This window comes from Qipengyuania sp. JC766 (assembly GCF_040717445.1).
Taxonomy (GTDB): Bacteria; Pseudomonadota; Alphaproteobacteria; order Sphingomonadales; family Sphingomonadaceae; genus JC766.
Window position 1 is genome coordinate 1436847 of sequence record NZ_JBFEFL010000001.1, and the last position, 18677, is coordinate 1455523.

8 protein-coding genes are annotated in these 18677 nt (G+C 59.0%); 5 read left to right on the top strand and 3 right to left on the bottom strand.

Annotated elements, in window-relative coordinates; translation table 11 throughout:
- Nucleotides 1-34 precede the first annotated feature (34 nt).
- The gene (locus AB1K63_RS07155; protein ID WP_366959331.1) at nt 35-1747 is read right to left on the bottom strand and encodes a hypothetical protein; all 1713 of its coding nucleotides are present in this window, start codon (nt 1745-1747) and stop codon (nt 35-37) included.
- A complete protein-coding gene (locus AB1K63_RS07160) occupies nt 1747-4458 on the bottom strand; it encodes an AAA family ATPase (RefSeq protein ID WP_366959332.1) in 2712 nt (903 codons plus the stop codon). The genes AB1K63_RS07155 and AB1K63_RS07160 overlap by 1 nt, the downstream gene beginning before the upstream one ends.
- 165 nt (nt 4459-4623) lie before the next feature.
- On the opposite strand from AB1K63_RS07160, the gene AB1K63_RS07165 reads away from it, so the two are divergent.
- The 5 genes from AB1K63_RS07165 (at nt 4624) to AB1K63_RS07185 (ending at nt 17696) form a co-directional block, all read left to right on the top strand.
- The gene (locus tag AB1K63_RS07165; RefSeq protein WP_366959333.1) at nt 4624-5199 is read left to right on the top strand and encodes a hypothetical protein; all 576 of its coding nucleotides are present in this window, start codon (nt 4624-4626) and stop codon (nt 5197-5199) included.
- Nucleotides 5200-5351: 152 nt separating this feature from the next.
- Nucleotides 5352-5513 (top strand): helix-turn-helix domain-containing protein, encoded by a 162-nt coding sequence (locus AB1K63_RS07170; protein WP_366959334.1) that lies wholly within the window; start codon nt 5352-5354, stop codon nt 5511-5513.
- The gene (locus AB1K63_RS07175) at nt 5510-6838 is read left to right on the top strand and encodes a helicase RepA family protein (RefSeq protein ID WP_366959335.1); all 1329 of its coding nucleotides are present in this window, start codon (nt 5510-5512) and stop codon (nt 6836-6838) included. Before AB1K63_RS07170 ends, AB1K63_RS07175 begins: the two co-directional genes overlap by 4 nt.
- 990 nt (nt 6839-7828) lie before the next feature.
- Nucleotides 7829-15004, top strand: coding sequence for a hypothetical protein (locus AB1K63_RS07180; RefSeq protein ID WP_366959337.1), 7176 nt, complete (start codon nt 7829-7831; stop codon nt 15002-15004).
- Nucleotides 14997-17696 (top strand): DEAD/DEAH box helicase, encoded by a 2700-nt coding sequence (locus AB1K63_RS07185; protein ID WP_366959338.1) that lies wholly within the window; start codon nt 14997-14999, stop codon nt 17694-17696. The genes AB1K63_RS07180 and AB1K63_RS07185 overlap by 8 nt, the downstream gene beginning before the upstream one ends.
- A gap of 211 nt (nt 17697-17907) precedes the next feature.
- Here the strand turns inward: AB1K63_RS07185 and AB1K63_RS07190 are convergent, their stop codons facing one another.
- A complete protein-coding gene (locus tag AB1K63_RS07190) occupies nt 17908-18483 on the bottom strand; it encodes a hypothetical protein (RefSeq protein ID WP_366959340.1) in 576 nt (191 codons plus the stop codon).
- Nucleotides 18484-18677: the final 194 nt, after the last annotated feature.

Here is an 18677-nt window from a genome sequence, read left to right on the forward strand (position 1 = left end):
TATCGGCGCCATCATCCGCCGACGTTGTTCATCCTTAATCGCTTCCGCATCGCACTTTGATGGCTTTCAATCCCCAGCGCTGCCTCCTGCGATCAAAACTTATGAGAGCAATCCCTTCGACGACATCACAGTCATTGACCCGCCCAGCGGCAATCACCGGCGGCGGTATGAAGATGCCGTCGGCCGTGAAACCCATTCCGTTATTCACTCTAACCTCTTCGTGAAAGGTTCGCCCCAGATAGCCGGGAATTCGCGCGTCTGACTGTTCGATTGAGAGCAGGCTTGTTCTGGGACCATCTGATCCTTTCACGGTATCCACCTGAACACAAACTACCTGGCCCTCTTTAGGAGGCTCCCTGAGCATGTTGAACGGAGCCACCCCATCCACGCCTTTGTCGACGATGTAGTGGAACAATTTTCGCTTGAAATTGACGTGATCGATGACGGCGAGCTGCTTAGGCAGTTGAGCCAAGAGATATTCATCAGCAGGACCGCTCAATTTATCGTAAAATGACGGCGTGACTGGCTGTGGAGATGTTTGCAAATACCATCCACGATGCGTTAGTTCTTCGGCCCTTTTCGGCACATTGTGACCGGCCTCTCTGCTGGCCTCAATGACCCGGTCTACTTCTGCTCGAGCCTCGCCCGGATAGAGTTCCGCCACCGCCTCTGCGAATTTTAATCGGATCTTGCTGGTGAAGATATCGTCCGACGAACAGGTGAGAGCCTTGGCAAAACAAGCGAGCTGCGTAGCCCGGTCTTCCACGAGGTCTCCCAGAAGATCCCAAGCCCAAAATTCGCGAGACTTCGCGCGAACGAATTCGACTGCAAGCGACCGCGCTTCATCGACGCGACCTAATCGACTGAGAAGCTTGACATGGTTCATCTTCAGCCATTGATTGTCAGGGAACCTCTCCGAGACCCGTTCAAGGTGAACGAGAGCGAATTCAACATCCGCTTCGGTGCCATGCGCTGCAGCGTCCTTGGCAACAAAATTCACTAAGCTCTCGCTTAAGGCAGGTAACGTCTTCCCGTCGTTTGTCCGGAAGCGTTCATCGTCTTCGCTGCGGAATGATTGGAGATCCCACATCCGGACCAGTGGAAGGATCTTTATGTGACCTGCTTTGGCGAGAGTAAGTGCCTGCTGTGCAATTCTGCTATGCAAAAGGTCCGGCCCCGAGAGGCCAAGCTTGAAGTAGTCAGAGATATGACGGCGGGCTTTCCCGATTGGTGCACCAGCCAACGAGGATCCTTGACCTGCTTTGATTACGCGTTGAGTTGCGTGACAAAGTTCCCAACCGAAAGACATCCGGTCAGCTTCGCGAAGTTTCCCGGCATCAGCAATTCGCTTAAAAATCGCGATCGCTCCGTCGTGGTCACCTTGCCTACCGATCTGCCGTGCGCGCTCGGCTTCCCGTCCTGTCTCATCCGCCAGTGACAGCCATCGTTCTCGCTGGGCGAAAAGAACCTCGTCGGATGCCTGCACCGGTAGGTCGGCTAGCTCGGATAAATACCGATTAAGGTCGTCACCATTGGAGCTATTTGCATGGCGCTTGACGAGCTCAATCACGCACCAAGCAAAGGCGCCCAGTATCCAACCATCCGAGGGAAACTCCGCCCTCGCTCTCTTGCCGAGCTCATAGGCTTCAGCAACTTGTCCTGACTTGCGCAGCCTGGTTATCTCGCGGAAAAGTTCTTTGGTGCGGTCGGTAGAGGAACCACCCGATGTGCTAGCGAAAAATGGCATTAGGCGATAATTTCGGTAGTCACGATTTCCACAACATCACGCATCAGCTTAAGGCCATCGGCCGACTCTTCAGGATTGATCGGGATGCAGCGCGTGAACCGATCCTTTCCATCGAAGTAGATGTCGATCGTAGCCTCGTGGTTATTGCGCCCCGTAATATAACGCAGGTTCCACTGGTGCTCTTTCATCGATTTGACCGAGATGTTCCTTCCGGCAAGTTGACCTCGGAACAGCGTATCAAAGTCTGCGATGAATGAACGGGTCGGGCTGGCCTCCTTCTGGTGTGTGTCGGCACCATCCGTTGCCAGCGTTAGCCCGACCAGAGGGCCAATTCGTTCCCTTAGATCATCAGCAAGGGGCCCGTCGGGATGAACGGTCATCGATCGCAGCTGGAATCTGCGGTTGTAACTAAGATTGATGCGGCATCCCGCTGTAGCACGGCTGCAGTAGAGGACTTCCTGATACTGATGATGAGCCACATCGTCGATCGAAATGCCGGAGCCTTCCAGAGCCGCTCTTGAGCGAGCAAGAACTTCATTGCGGAAGGTCGAAAGCGGTGTCGGGCCGTTCTGGTCTGTGCCCCCGTCAACAACCCCTGTTGCAAAGTCTTTTAGCGATGGCCCAGCAACTTTGATCTTCACTTCCGGGGGATTGACCATGAACAGTTTAGAACGGGCACGGGTCATGGCCGTATAAAGCCAGCGAAAGGTGTCCTCGTTTCGGGGATCGCTCCCACTAGGGCACAGAACCACGACTTCATCCCACTCCCCACCCTGCGCCTTGTGACAAGTGACCGCATAGCCGAATTTGGCTCTCATCGCATTGAAGTAAGGGTCCTGCCGAATGGTCTGCGTAAGGTGGCGCGGATCAGCCTTCTTGATATCGGGATGGCGCCGAAGGAAGTCGACATAGAGCGCGCGTTGCTCGTCAGGTGTCAGGCCAGAGTGGCGGTCGTGCAGTAGCGTGTCGATGACTTTAACCTGCTGGATGCCCTGTTCACCGTTTTCCAAGTTCATCGCTATCTCGATGTCCCGGAAGAGTAGGTCGATAGTAACTTGCTCCGTATTGTCGGTGCCCTCGACGCGGCGGGAGAGCTTTACGCTTCTGCGCTCAACCACTGGCTCCACACCGCAGACCTCGACAAATTCGCCATTCGCGAGAAATTTTTCGCCTACGAACGTGTTCGCTGTGACCATAAGCCGATCCCCCGATCGAACTTCGTTATGATCAGGGAACAGTTCTGCCCTGACGGCGCGATTGATATCCGCGGCCTCAGCATTCGACCGTGTTATGACCATCGGTTGGCGGCCTTGGCTTCGCAGAACCTGCAGATATGTTGGGATGATGTCACCATGCCCAAGTCGCACTACATCTTCGTCAAAGTCGAAACTCAACCCACGGAAAGCACCTTCGTCGACCCCCTTCCGTAGTGGTCGCACGTTTGTCAGGATGGAGCTCTCAGAACCTTGCCGAACGATTTCCGTCAGACGGTATTCGGCTGCGCGATAGCCATAGAGATGGTTGAGATACTCCTCATCAAGAGCGGGCGAGGTGTTCATGCCGACAGGGGTAAGCTGGACAGGATCGCCGATGAAGATCACCTTCCGATCCGTGCCCGGCGTCTGCATACCGACGTATTCGAGAAGGTCCTTTAGCAGATAGCCGCTGCCCGAACGGAAGAAATCGGACTCACTGAAAGCGTCGGAAACGAGCGAGGCCTCGTCAACGATGTAAACGGTGTTGGCGGAATCCCTGTTCGCGGCAATGCTGGCGAAAACCTTGAAGCTGGCAAGACCTGATCCATCTTCTCCGTCTTCGCCTAACCTCCGCAAATTACCGTAATCATAAATCAGGCTGTGAAGGGTGCGGGCCCGACGCCCCGTCTTCTCGCCGATAATTTTGGCGGCACGCCCTGTCGGCGCGCCTATCACATACTGCCGGCCCTGCGATGATAGGTATTCGACAAGACCTTTGGCCATGAATGTCTTGCCGGTGCCTGCATCGCCCTTGAGCAGCATGATGCGTTGGTTCGAGTCGTTGAGAAAAGATTCGAGCGCGTCGGCGCAGCCTAACTGGTCCTCGTTGAGCTCCTCATTGAACGCTTCTCGCATCGATATACGAGTGCGAAGATCACGAATGCTGGGATCGACTTTGGCGAGCGCTGCAGCGACTTCTCGACGGATGCGCCGGACGCGGTCTTCGGGAAAATTAACGACGTTGTCCTGCTGCTGCATCTCGGCGCTGTCGGGATGCGGCCTGCAGTCGCCGCTCTCTACATCCTCCATCCCAGAGTTTTGGCCATATGGGCGAATCAACCAGTCGATCTCAGGACGGATGAGCCGGACAAACCAGCATCCCAGTGTCCACGCATCATAGACTAGGTCCTCCGCTCGCTCGGACGTGACTTCCTTCCCGTGAGCTCCATCATTTCCGAACTTCCTGATGGTGTGGAACTTCGCCAGGAGACGCCGCTCCAAGAGATTGTCCCGCTCCAGCAAAAGCAACCGGTCAAATTGCGTATCCTCATCGGAAAGCGGCAACCCAAAATGCTTGAACAGCAATGCAACCAAGGTCTCTGTGAAGCTGCGCAATCGAACCGCTGAAATGTCCGGGTCGGTTGCGACAGCATTGCCCGCTTTCAAGGCGAGATCGTGTAGGTCTGGCCAACCCTGCCTAAGAAAATCGAACTCGGAAGAAATGATATCAGACATTTGGTCGGTCTAGAATAAGGTGCCGACATGTCCAACCACACTCTTCCTAAAGAGAATAAAAAGGCGATCTCGGGGGAGGGTCATAACTCGCACGTCGGGAAACGCTTGTCGTTCTCGCCCCTAACGAAAACGATTTGGTAACCATCTCCCTAGAGAAGGATGCAAATGAAAGCTCCTGATGCACACTCCCTCCTGCTCACATGCCAAGCCCCTCAAAAAGCTTTGACCGAGTTCGGCGATGCTGTCGCCCGGGGTCGCATTAGCGGCACCGCTTCGGTGCTCTACTTGGAGACTGGTCACGTGGGCGAATTTGCAAAGATCCAACGTTATTGGCTGCGCATCGAAGAGCAGGCTCAGCAGGCCGCTGTGTGGACTTGGGGTAGAGCTGAACTAGCAAGCCACGGCGAAAACCCCGCAATACGCTTGAGCGAAATCGAGTTCGACGAGGTCGCCGTCGCGAGCTTTGTCGCAGAACGAAAACCATCAAAGCCAAAACGCGGAAAAAAGCGAATACAAGATGATTGGACGCCATTCTGGCTAGCGGCAATTCAGCTAGCCAAAGCCGGACGATTGAATGCTGGATATTTCCCAACGAAGAAGGCTCTTCATGACCGTCTCCACGTGATGATGGGAGCGACGATGGATCTCCAATCGATCACACCGCTGTCTAGTGTAATCTACGAAGAAGTGTTGGAACCAACTGCTGTCGAGGTCGAGCAGGCGGTGGCCGAGACCGACTAAGCCTCGAAGCGCCAATTGCGCAGCATTTGCGCACCAATTGCGCACCAATTGCGCACCTTGCTCATCTTTTAGCATTCAGCACACCTCCCGAATCGGCGTCAATTCACTCTCCGACCGCGAATCATGCCGATTGCGGGAACGGAGAAGAAAAAATGGAATTGATTACCATCGCCGAGACAATGCGCCGCCTTTCTCTGGGCCGCACGAAAGTATACCAACTGCTCGCCGAAGGGCACTTGCAGTCGGTAAAAATTGGGAGATGCCGCCGCATCCTTGCCGAAAGCCTCGACGCGTTCGTGCGAGGTGAAGCATGAGGCCCCCGGTCGATCACGAGGTCTTTGGTTTTGACCTCAAGGCTGGGCAGAAGGTTATAGGCACAGAATGTCACGTCGACGAAAACAAGAACCTTCTCTTCCGCAAGCATTTCGTAAAACCTGGCGAAAACGGGAAGGCTGAAGTCCGTCTTTATGATCACCCGGACGGCAATGGTGGATGGAAGGCTGGACGCGGCCCGCGAGTCTATCGGTCACACGAACCGGCTCTGGCGGGTTCAACCCACCAGCGAGCCGGCTCCCTAAACGAAGACCAAGCCTCATTCCAACTCATTCATGTTGGCGACCTTGAGTATCGCCCGCCCGAATATCTGATTGAGGGCCTTCTGGAGACGGATACACTAGGGGTAACCTTCGGGGCGCCCGCATCAGCCAAGTCATTCATCGCAGTGGACATTGCGCTTTGCGTTGCCACCGGGACTCCATTTCATGGGCGCTCGGTAAAGCGCGGCCCAGTAATCTACATTGCTGGCGAGGGGCGAAGTGGTCTTGCACGCCGTTTTGGAGCGTGGAGCGCCTATCATGAAGTCCCACTTCAAAGCGCTGCTTGCTATATGTCGACGTGTGCTGCGAGTTTCCTTGATAGCAAAAGCGCTGAGACAGTGACGGCGGCAGTGCACAAGATCGCGGAAAAGAAGGGGGCACCCGCCTTGATCGTGATCGACACGCTGGCCCGAAACTTTGGTCCCGGTGACGAGAACAGCACTGCGGAAATGTCAAGGTTCGTGGCTGCTCTCGACAGACTTCGGGGAGAGTTTCCTGGTAGCACCATCCTCGTCATCCACCATAGCGGGCATTCCGACCACCAGCGTGCTCGAGGCGCGATGGCTCTGAAGGGAGCGCTAGACAGCGAGTATAGAGTAGAAAAAGCTGAAAACTTGGTGACACTGGTAAACACCAAGATGAAGGACGCACCACAACCTTCGCCGATTGCGTTGAAACTGGAGGACGTGGCAATCGGTAATGGAGCATCAAGCGCCGTGCTCGTAGAAACAGAAGCTCCTAGACGGACGGAGAAGGTGTCGTCGGCACACAAGCTGGCGCGAGACACCTACATTTCCGCTGCGATCGCGAGCTCTAACTGGCGTGACGATACCGGTGGAGGTCTGCACATCAACGAATGGCGTATTCGCTTTTACGCCGAACACACGGGTCATAACAACGATACTAAGCGTCAGGCTTTCAATCGCGTTCGAAAAGAGCTTCAACGCGAGGGATTGATTTCGGTCGACGACAACTTCTGCCTTTGGGATGACGCTGCAATCATCAAGGCGATCTATTCGGGACGAGAAGGCTCATGTGCATAGAGACCCGGCAGCAAGCAGCTACGAAGTCCCTCAGTCGACCCTGCAAGCGTGACACGCGTGACAGGTCTTATAGACCTGTCACGCGTGTCACGCCGTTTTTGAAGTTCTACGCTTCTCTACAACACTACGGAATATCTGTTAGTTCGGTTCAAGGGAGGAGCACCTTCGAAACCGCACAGGCGAATGCCATCTGGCCGGGATGCGCCCAATCACGGCCAATGCAACGCGACGGCAGCATTGCATCTACAGGTTCCGACTGCACGTTGTCTTCACAGGCATAGTCGCTCCCCTGGCCCAAGTGCGGATTCAAAAAAGGGCGGAGGTCTGCCGCCACGCCCGGATCAGGCCATGACGGATTGTCTGGCCTTGTGAATACATCGCCAGGCCTCGAAACAGGCGAACAGCCGTCCGCGCTCTGTCGAAGCCCGCTGAGAAAACAGGTAACAGATCCACGCAGCCTGCGCTTCCGCACCGATCCGCTGGATGCGAGCGAGCGGCAACGGGGTTCGAGAAGGGATGGGGCTGGGTCGAACCAAGATCGATCAGCGTATGCGAGACGGCACTTTAGAGAGGACAAAGATAGACCGGCGCACCCTGATCAGCATAGAGAGCATCGAACGGTTTGTAGGCCCCAGAGTAGCGCGACAAGGGCAACGAAAGACGAGAAGGTCTTCGGAAGGCATATGAGCAGACCGTCAGTCGGTCATGGGGCCTGATCCGCTAGCTCGTCGATATCTTTCTGCGAAAGGATGCACCCACTGCCGTCCTTCGCGCGACTGTGAACCTGTGCAAGCGTAAAGCGCTCAATTATCTGTGGGAAATGAAATTACGCCAATACCTGCTGCCATTATTACAAGTTAATTTCTTAGGTGATTGCCGTTGTGACAAAGCGGCCGCGCGCAAATAGATACGTCCGAATTTGTCATGCCTGTGTGCTGAAGATGCGCGATCTGCTTTCTCCCAGGCCGCCACGCCTCCACAGGAATCTGAATGACCGCCCTAAAACATTCCCCGGAAACCACGATCCAACAAATCCAGACCCTGCTGCAGGAGGGCTACGGCACCGGCTTCACGATTTTCAAGGAACTGGTCCAGAACGCCGACGATGGGGGGGCCAGACGTTTGCTGCTTGCCGGACATGATGGCTTTCCTGAGGCGGAGAACCTTCTGTTGAGGGTGCCGGGTTTATTTGTGGCCAACGATGGCAGCGTAACGCGCGCGGACTGGGAAGGCCTTCAAAAGGCGGCTGGCGGCAGCAAGGGCGGCCAAGAAGCAGCGGTGGGCCGTTATGGTTTGGGACAAAAGGCGCTTTACCACCTATGCGACGCTTATGCGGTGTTCGCGCGTCTCGATGGCGCGCCCGAGGCAACCTCGATGATCCTCAACCCCTATGAAGACATTCCGGTCGCGCACCATGCCCAAGCCTGGAAAGAACTGAGCCGACACGACGAGACGCTGCTGGCGACTTGGGCCGAAGCTGCAGGAATGAGCGAGGGACTAGTCCTGCGCATCCCGCTACGGACCGAAAGCCTGCGCCCGGGGGATGACAGGCAGATGCGACTGACTGGCGCACACTGGACGGCGCAAGAGGCGATTGAGGACATCCGAGATGGGCAGCAGCTCTTTGCCGCGCTGGCGTGCCTGCGCCGCCTTGAGACCATCGAAATTACCTGCCCGGGCGAGCCGCCTTGGCGCGCAGAGGTTAGGCCGGGCTTTGCCCGGCTGGCTGGTCCGGGCGCGGCGGCGCAGGCGCAAATGCAGGAGGGCATTGGCGGCTCACTTGTCATCAATGGCATGGCGGCAACTGTCCACGGCGCGCAACGTAATGCAACCGGCGGCAAGGCCGATGCGCTTCGCCACGATCCGGAGTGGCCCAAGGTCTGGACCCTTACCGGGCTTGATAGGGACAAGGCCACCCCACATGGCGCCGCTATCGTCTGCCGTCATCCGGCGGCCGAAGGGACGCAGGCGCGACTGCGGGTCTGGGACGCAGTCTATCTCCCGTTGGGCGATCCTGCGCGCGAAAGAGACACGGAAAAGGTGCCGGTTGTCGATGCGGCGCTGGAGGGCAAGGAGAACGTCGAACTGATCGTGCACGGCGATTTCTTCGTATCAAGCGACCGCAGGTCACTCCATCGAGGGGATGACATTAAGGCGCGCTGGAACGCCGAACTGCAGCGAGAAGCTGCACTTCCATGCGTCCTGAATGCAGTGGCTAGTGACATTGCCGCCTTGCCAGACAACCCTGCGTGCTACGACCTGATTAAGGCATTGCAGAATGCGAACGTCTGGTGGTCAGCCAATGCCGCCGCTATCTGCGGGGAGCGAGCGCTGGTCTGCGTGGCCGATGGCAAAGGCCGGCGCTGGGGGATTGAACCCGCCGCCAGTCTGCGCCCCGTTCCGGTCGGCGACGCGACCCGCCCGCGTAGGCTGGACGAAGCCTGGCCAGGTTTTGCCGAATGGCGCAAGCAGCACGGCATCGTGCTTGCCCTAGGCCGCACGCTTAGCGCTGCCGCTCCGGTTTGGAGCGACAGTGAGCTGGCCGCCATTATCGATGGCATGGGCCAGGCGGCATGGAGCAGCATGAAGGCGGCAAAAACGCTATCTGCCTTGCTCGAAGCGCAGCCAAACGGCTACGTGCTGCTGGGCGAACTTGCGCAAAAGAGCCTTAGTGAAAGCTTACGCGCTGCTTTAGTTGCCAAAAGTAAAATGGCACCGACGGTCCTGCTAAAAAAGCTCACCCGTCACCTGAGGCCGGCAGGCATCCTAGTCCTGCCCAAATCGGTCAGCGCCCCGGATCTGCTCGCTCATCTTGCGCAAAATGCACCCTTGCTGTGCCTGCGTGATGAATGGGTCGCCGAGGAAATCGCCGCGCACCGCGCGGACAGCGACCGAGACTTGCCCGAAGACGATGCTTTTGCCCTCCTGGAAGCGCTCGAACCGCTGGGCCAGCGTGAAGGCAAGGTCCGCAGCGAGGCAATGACTTTGCTGGGGCGGGTGCTGTCCAAAGGCCCCAATCTTGGACGCTTGGCACAGCATGCGCGCGTTAGCGCGCTCAAGGTGATCCCCGTGCGACGTGCAGGCGACGGCGGCGATGCTTTGCTAGCGCCTTCCGAAGCACGCGCGCTGGCCGGTGATGGCCTGCTGTTCCAGCACGGCCCGTTCAATCTACTGGACAGCCTTGCGCAGGCGGTCACTGAGCCGACGATCTGGAGCCTGCGGCAAAACGTTGCGCTGAAGGTGGCTTCCGGAATGGCGCTTGCTTCGTCAAACACTGCCGCTCACCTAGCCGCCGTCATTGGCAAGGCCCGCACGTTCGGCCCCGTGCTCGCCCGTGCAAACTTGGTCAAGCCGTTGGAAGACCACCTATCGCCGCAGCAGATGCGATGTCTGCTGACGGGCCAGCCCGATCTGCAGGACGAAGCCCAAGTGGCGCGCATTGCCGATCTGGACCTGTCGCTCAAGTCGCTAGCCGATCAGATCTCCGCCAATGCGCGCGGGCTGCACATCCTGGACCCGGTCATTGCCGAGAAGCTTGCGCCAACTGCTGCCAAGAAAGCCCGAGTCGAAGAACTCGGCATCGACTGGCTTGGCAACCGCTTGAAGCAAAGCGAAGTTGCTCTCAACGAAGCCCAAGCCATGGCCCTGGTAGCCTCGCAGTTGCCACCGGAGACATTGGCCCCGCTGGCGCTGCACCGGGTTCAGGGCGAAAGCGGGCTGCATCGCTGCAATAATCTCCTGCGCGGCAAGCTCGATGACGTGCCACAGGCCATGCGGCATCTGGTGCGCATCATCGATCCCTACCCGGCAAAGGCAGGCCAGCGCCAGAGCGCCCTTATAGCGGACTGGACCCCCGAGCGACAGATCACCATCGCGCTCGACAGCGAAAGACCTCATGAGCTTAGAGACGAGATTTTCTCGGGGCTTGAAAAACTCTCCTACCTGCACAACGATCTGGCCGAGCCTCTGCGCGAAGGTAAATGGCTCCGCGTGGACGGGCGCACCGTAGCGCCGGGCGACCTGCGCGATTTTCTGCCCTGCGCGCTCGATGCATGGCCTGCTTCCCGGCTGGGTATCGCTCCAGCCCTGGTTGAAGAGCTACCGCACGACCAACGCGAGCTTTTGCAACGCTCAAAACTAGTTCACACGCGCCTCGTCTCTTACAAGCTGCTCTTGCAGAACATGGCGCAGCACATGGGCGGTCTGGTCGTCGACCTGCGAGAACAGCGCGCCGATCTGTGCTCTCTGGCCAAGGCCGGGCGCAGGATCGACGATGATCTTTGGCCGCTGCTCTCGAGTGCCCTGCGCGCAATCGACGATGACGAGAGGTGGAGCGAGTTGCTCACCGGGATCACGTTTCCCGCGCCGGACGAAGATGCCACGATCGACCAGCTGAACGCGCTGGCGGAACTCGCCTCAGGCAGCCAAGAGGGGCGCCTGAGCGAAGCCGCCGTGAACCTGTGGCGAACGGGCTTTGCAGCCCATGCCGAAGCCTTACGCAAGGAGACGGAATTTCTCCCTGCCGACCTGCTCGCCGAAAGCGAAACGGGTGCCTTTGCCCGTGCCGACCAGCTGGCACTGGATGGCTCCGGCCTTGATCCAGCAGCCTGCCTCGCCGCCCACTGTGGGTTTGAACGGCCTGAAAACCATGTGCCACCCCGCACCCCCGCATCAATTGCAGGGGAACCGCTAGAGCGCCGCGTGGGCGAACTGTTTGCCCCCTTTCGCAAGTTTCACGAGTTGCACAGCGCCGTATTGATGGTCCTTGCCATGCTTGGCCGCGGCCCAGAGCTTCGCAGAGTTGCCGGGCAGTTCCAAGGCAACCCAAACTATGAGGACATTTGCGCGGACATCGCAGATTGTTCGAAGCGGCGACTTGGCGCCTACGAGAACATTCAAGCTCAGCAGTTTACCGTGGTTCCATTGCAAGAGGGGCAAGCCCTAGTCATGTCGGCCGCAGGTGTGGAGATGCTGGCACGGTCTGGGGCTGATGGAACGCTGCTCTACGACTGCACCAAGGTTGCGCCCAATCACTGGCAGCTGACGATGTCAGCGAGCGAGCCGCGCGACCTTGACCACGCAACAACCATGCTGCGCGAGGCCGTCAGCAAGCTGGCCGATCCCATGATCATGCGGATGCACGAACAGCGTGGCGCGCTTCTTCAGCTGCTCGACAGCTATCTCGCCTCTGATCAGGCCACGCTTGATAAACTGATCGAAGACATCAAGGATGGCCTCTACGAGCGCGTCAAGAAGCTGGACCGTAGTGACTACCTCAAGCAGGCGCTCAGCATCTATGATGCCGATCACAAGACCGGGCGCCGCGAAGGCAACGAGGCATCCGCACGCAACCGAGCCAAGGAGAACCTGTGGCAGGCGATCAAGCGTGAGGAGGCAGCAGGCGAACTGTTGCGGGCCATTCGCGAAAAGATACATCGCCGCGGCTACGCACCCGAACGCACCCTCTTCGAGTTGTTCCAGAACGCGGTGGATGCCGCGCACCAGAACGGCCAGCGAACCGATCTGCGGGTGGAAGCAGAGCGCGATGAGAATGGCACAATTGCCACTCTGCGCGTGATCCACTGGGGACGGCCGATCAATGTCGCAGGCGGCCCTAAGACGCCCCAACGCTTTGAGCGCGATCTCGATAACATGCTGGACATGGATTCCTCCGAGAAGGCAGGCGGGGATCGCGGCAAGCACGGGTTGGGCTTCAAGACTTGCCATATGCTTAGCGACGAAACCCGGGTCGCCAGCGGGCGCCTGCGCTTTGCCATCCGCGGCGGCATGATCCCACTGAACTGGGAGAAGGGCCGGGACTTGCAGTTGAAGCACAACCTACCGGATGCGCCGGCCACGATAATCGAGATGCCGATCGCGCCGGGCATGGCCGATGCGGCTGAGCGCGCATTCGATCAGTTTGCGAGGGTAGCCGAGTTTCTGCCCGTCGTCGCGCCCGACCTTGGCGAAGTGGTGCTGTTCGATAGCGTGGATAGGCCCAGCGGCAAGGCGCTGGTGCGATCTATCACGCCGACTATCGCGCTGGTCGAATACGGGCAAGACAAGCGCGTGCTGAGGCTTGACCTTGGCGCAGGCCATCAGCTCTATTTGCGGCTGCTCGATGGCATGCCTTCAAACTTCGCGAAGGACTGGAGCCGCCTGTGGAACTTGGCCCCGCTAGACGGAGAAGATCTACGCACCGAATGGCTGATCGACGGAAATTTCGAAATGGATCAGGGCCGCCGTAAATTGCACGGCGAGGCTGCAAGCGCGCTGAAAACCATACAGATGCGCGGCGCACCGCTGGGCGAGCGGCTGCTAGAACTTTTCGACAAGTGGGATACGATCGCGCCTGCTGCAGGCATTGCCGAGCAGGGCCGCGATGCCTTCTTTGCCGCGCTCATCGACCGAATGATGCACGACCTCAACGATCATCTCGCACAGTATCTGCATGGCGCAGATGGTAGTGAACTGCGGGGATTGGCAGCACTGATCGGGAGCCGGGCAGTGGTGCCACTCGCCTCGGGTAGCCTGGTGCGCGCGAATGAGGTCGATGGCGTCTACAGTCACACGCTCGCCGACCCCGAGGTGCGCAAGAAGGTCGAGGGCTGGCCCGGTGCTGGCGGTGCCAAACCCAATTATGTTGAGGAGAATTGGGCCAACCGTCTTCAAAAGCTAGGCTTTGATGAGCCCGAAACCATTGATCTTGGGACTATGGCAAGGCGGATTTGCCAGGCCCAGATCACTCCCGAAACTGCGGCCGTCATCGGCGAGGTGTTTAACGCGAGCGAGCGTGACGGATGGTATCCCGAGGAGCGAAAGCGTGTCGATCAAGCGCTCCGGGATGTGCACATCATGGCGGAGGACGGGCACTACGTGCAGGTTCAGAACCTCTGGTTTCCGCAGGATTCGCGCCAAAGCAAGGAAGGCGAAACCGAACGGCTGCGCGCTGGCTTCATGCCGCCGCAAGCGCGGCTTCACCCAAGCTATCAGGGACCCGGCATCGATTTTGCCCAGCTCGCGCGCTCAAGGGCGGGCTATCGTTCCCAGATCGAGCGCGAGCACCTCAAGGGTGCCTACCGCGATCACGCCCGCTGCAAGGCTGCGCTTGTATTCCTGTGCGAGAACCGAGAGCAGATCGAAGGGCTGAACTGGCTGCGCAACGAAGCCGACCTGCTCGCCCTGCCTGCGCACCACGAACTCACCCCCCAGCAATTCGGCACGCTAAAACTGTGGCTGGGCGCCGCCGCCGCCAACCCGCCTCAATCCGAGACTCATCGCCCTGCCGAGGATATCCTGTGGGACATCGCCGACTGGTGGGAAGCCGAGCGCACCGACCTCGTCGCGCAGCACGACCGGCAGATCTATGGCGAGCTGGAAGATATGTGCAGCGCCCAGCAGCTGCAGGCCGACGACGATGTCGCCTGGTTCACCATGCTCTCGCTCGCTTCGCTCCAGACGCTGGGCCGCATCAGACCCGAGCAATCGCGTGGCTTCATAGAGCGCGGCGTGCAGGAAGGGTGGTGGCACGATCTTGTCAGCGTGGATGACGAGGCCCTGCCCGCCTATGCTCAACGGCTGTGGGAATGGAGCGCGATCGGCGCGGACGAAGACTTCCTGCTGTGGCGCCGTTGCCTTGGCGACATGTGTCTGGTCGCCCGCAACCTGGATACCTACCGCACGATCCTCACCGCCCTGCCGCGGATGGTGGAGCAGGTCGACAATCCATTCAGCCTGCGCGAACTGCTGCGCCCCTCGCAAAGCCAGATCATCGGCCGAATGGGCATCGACGCCGCACCGCTGGCAAGATCGATCGGCATGGGTGCCAACTGGATTGTGCGCGAACTGGCCCGGCGCGGCTTTTACGAACCTGATGAGGCCGAACTGGTGCAACCTTTCGCCTGGAGCGCCCGTCAGCGCATCCGCAACTTTGCCGAGGAAATCGGGCTTGGCACCTTCTCCTCCGGGGTGGATGAAGGCAGGCGCATCCACGACGAGGTTTCGCAATTGCTGGAGGCCGAGCCTCCGTTCGGCATCGATGGGGATCTGCCGCTGGAAATCCTCAACACCCGAACCCGCAGCGTGGGATACCCCCTTGCCCGCCACCAGATCCTAAACGGAAGCTGGAACACAGAATCTTCACCGAGGCTTACCATCGATGCCTGAAACTAACACTTTCCTCGCCCCGCATACCCCGGTTTCGCATCCGCTCCACGGCAGCGGACAAGTCATCGTCGATAGCGGGGACGCCGTCGTCGTGCGGTTCGGAGGCGAGATCCACTCCGTGCTGCGCAGTGAACTGGCGCGCGCGCGTTCGCTGGATTTAGCGCTGGAGAGTGAGGCTTTCGACGACAGCGCCGATGGCCTGCTGCGCGCGAGCGCTCTGGCGATCCGTTCGGTAAATGACCAGTGGGGCGTATTCTCGCGCTCGCGGGTGCAATTGCTGCCGCATCAGCTGTGGGTCTGCCACAAGGTCAACCGGCAGTGGCCGTTCCGCTGGCTCGTGGCCGACGATGTTGGCCTCGGCAAGACGATCGAGGCCGGGCTGGTCCTAATGCCGCTAGTCGCCCGGGCGCAAGTGCGCCGCCTGCTGATCCTCGCGCCCGCCAAGTTGGTTCCGCAATGGCAGAAGCGGCTCTACGAGATGTTCGACCTCCGGCTGCAGATGTATGGCCGCGAGATCGCCAAGGCCTCGGCCGATTTCTGGGGCGTGACGCAGATGGTGGTCGCCTCAGTCCACACTCTCAGGCAGGAGGTATCCGAGGGACGCGCGGAGGCTAGCGCCTTTCTCGATGCCGAGCCGTGGGATGCGGTGGTGGTGGACGAAGCGCACCACCTGCACGCCGACGAGCGCACCGGCGAGACACTGTCGCTCGAACTACTCAAGGAGATGGAGCGCCGGGGCAAGATCAAGTCGCTGCTTCTTTTCACAGGCACACCCCATCGCGGCAAGGACCACGGCTTTTTCTCGCTCTTGAGCCTGCTCGACTCTGAGCGGTTCGGACCGGACAAGGATCCCGAGGAGCAACTCGCCGCGCTTCCCGCATTCATGATCCGTAACAACAAGGCCAAGGTCACCGACCTTAAGGGCGAGAAACTGTTCACTCCAGTGACGGTGGAAAGTCGCGAATATCAATTCTCGGATGCGGAGGCAGCGTTCTATGACACTTTGAGCGCCTTTATCATCGACGGGAGAGCCTATGCCGCGAACCTTTCCGGACAGGCGCAGACGGCTCGCATGCTTCTGCTCATTGCCTTGCAGAAACTGGCGGCAAGCTCGATCGCAGCCATCCGCAACGCGCTGATTAAACGTCGCGACAAGCTGGCATCTATCGCCGAGAATGCGCGCGCTACGATCGCTGCCACCGACCAGCCCGAAACGCTCGACGATGCCGCGGTGCTCGACGAAGAGGCATCGGCAAGGCTGCTTGCCGAACTGATGGACGGCGAGGTTGCGCGCCTCGAGGAACTCCTCGACCTCGCCGAGCCGATCGTTAGCGAGCAGAAGATCGAGCGGCTTGTGGAGCTAATCGTCATCGACCTGCCCGAAGACGAGCCGGTGCTGCTGTTCACCGAATACAAGGCTACGCAGGCACTGGTAGTCAATGCTCTGCACGCCCGTTTCGGGTATGGCTGCTGCGCCTTTATCAACGGCGAAGGCAAACTCGAAAACCTGCTGCGTGCCGATGGCAGCTACGGTCCGCGATCCTCCACCCGCGAGACCGCGGCAGACGATTTCAACGCTGGTAAGGTGCGCTTCCTAGTGTCAACCGAAGCCGCCGGCGAAGGGATCGATTTGCAGGAACGATGTGCCACGCTAGTCCACGTTGACATGCCCTGGAACCCGATGCGCCTTCATCAGCGGGTGGGCCGACTGTCGCGGTATGGCCAGACGAGACCGGTGCAGGTGTTCATCCTGCGCAACCCAGCCACTGTCGAGGCCCGCATCTGGGATTTGCTCAATGCGAAGCTTGAACGCATCCAGGCGGCGCTGGATGTAGCAATGGACGAGCGCGAGGATATCTCGCAATTGGTGGTGGGCCTCAGCGGCCCCTCGATCGAAGCCATTTTTGCCGAAGGCCAAGCCCGCTTCGGAGCCGATAGCAAACCTGCTCGCGAGGGAGTTAGCACATGGTTCGATCAGGCATCTGCCACCATCGGTGGGGAAGACCTCGTCAAGAGCGTGCGCAACATGCTTGGCAATGTCGCCCGTTTCGATTTCGCGCAGGTTGGCAATAATATACCCAAAGTCGACCTTCCCGATCTTGAGCGCTTTCTTAAGCTGGAACTAGAGCGCCAAGGCAAGCGAGCGATGAACCGCGAAGATGGCATGGAGGTGATCGCGCCCGAGGAATGGAGGAAGTCGGATTATGCCATTGCCAAACGTTACACTGGCTTGGTGTTCGACCGTAATGCCCCAATCGACCGCAAGCAGGCGCCAATCCGCCTGATCGGCATTGGACACAGCCTCCTCGACCGCGCGCTAAAGGAAAGCCTTGGCCGTGAAGCTTTTTTGGCCCGGTGCAGCCGTCTCGAAGTCCCGCTGCTGGTCGCTTCGATAACTGACGAAATCACTGGCCACGGCCAGACAGTCAGCCGGATCGTGGTCGGCGCCTGCCGTTTGCCTGATGGGACTGTTGAAATCTTGCGCGACTGGGAGCTGTTGCAGCGGCTAAATCTGGTCGGGGTGGCCGATGAGACACTTCCCTCAGCACAAATCGCCGACCAGCAGTTGACCGATCTGGCGCAGGATTTGATTATTCATATCGGCAAGACTGCAAGAGATCTGGCCGAGGGGATGACCCGCCCATCGGTGCGCGGTGAAGTGTTGCTGGTGCCGGAAGACTGTCCCGATTAAGGCACTTAGCCTGCGTTCCGCTCAGCCTGAACAATGAGCAATACTGGGTCGGAGGCCAACACTTTGATCGAGTTTTGTTTATACTCACATCGATCGATCATGTTGTAGATCGCTTATGAAATATCGAGTGCATTTGCCTCATCGATGAAGCGGAGTTTCGGCCCCGAGTGCGGATCAAAAAAAGGGACGGAGCGCTGCCGCCCCGCCTGGATCAGGCCATCACGGATCGTCTGGCCTTTTGAAGACATCGCCACGCTTCGAAACTGGCAAGCAGCCGGCCACGCTCGGTCGAAGCACGCCGCGAGAACAGATAACAGATCCACGCCGCCTGCGCCTCAGCTCCGAGCTGGCGGATACGTGCGAGCGGCGACGGATTTCGAGAAGGATGCCGGACGTTCGCCATGGCAGCTGCATTAGTCAGCAGGTGATAGGGGACAGATGCTCTGATATGGGTGCGATGGCCAGATTTTGGCACGTGCTCGACCAGCCGGCCGGCCTCAGGGTTGCGATCCAGTCCAACAATGGGTCGGAGTTCACAATTAGGGTTGAGTATGAGCGCCAACGTGTCGGGCGTAAACAAGGGCTGCAGCCGCTCGCGCAGGGCATCGGGGGGATACTTCGCACCGAAGCCATGGGCGTGAAGTTCGAACCGCGCTTCACCTCGACGAATCTGTTCGACAACGAGCGCGCCGAAACCGAACGGGGCTGGCGGCTGTCCGAGCGCGGGTGGAGGCAGAAGGGATAGCGCGATCATCCGGTCGGCAATGACCAGCGGGTGTTTAATCATTTTGGTGCTCCTCAATGCACGAGCGGGCGGTCGCCAATGGCGCCGCCCGCTCGGAAGAAATTGGTCGTTGTAAATGGTGTTTGAAAAGCCTCTCAGTCATCCGTCAGGCGGTGACGGCTGATCAGCGAGAGCAAGCTGCAGGAAGTGTTCGCTCAGGGCCTGCGCGCCTTGCTCGTTCGCGAGCGAACCCCACG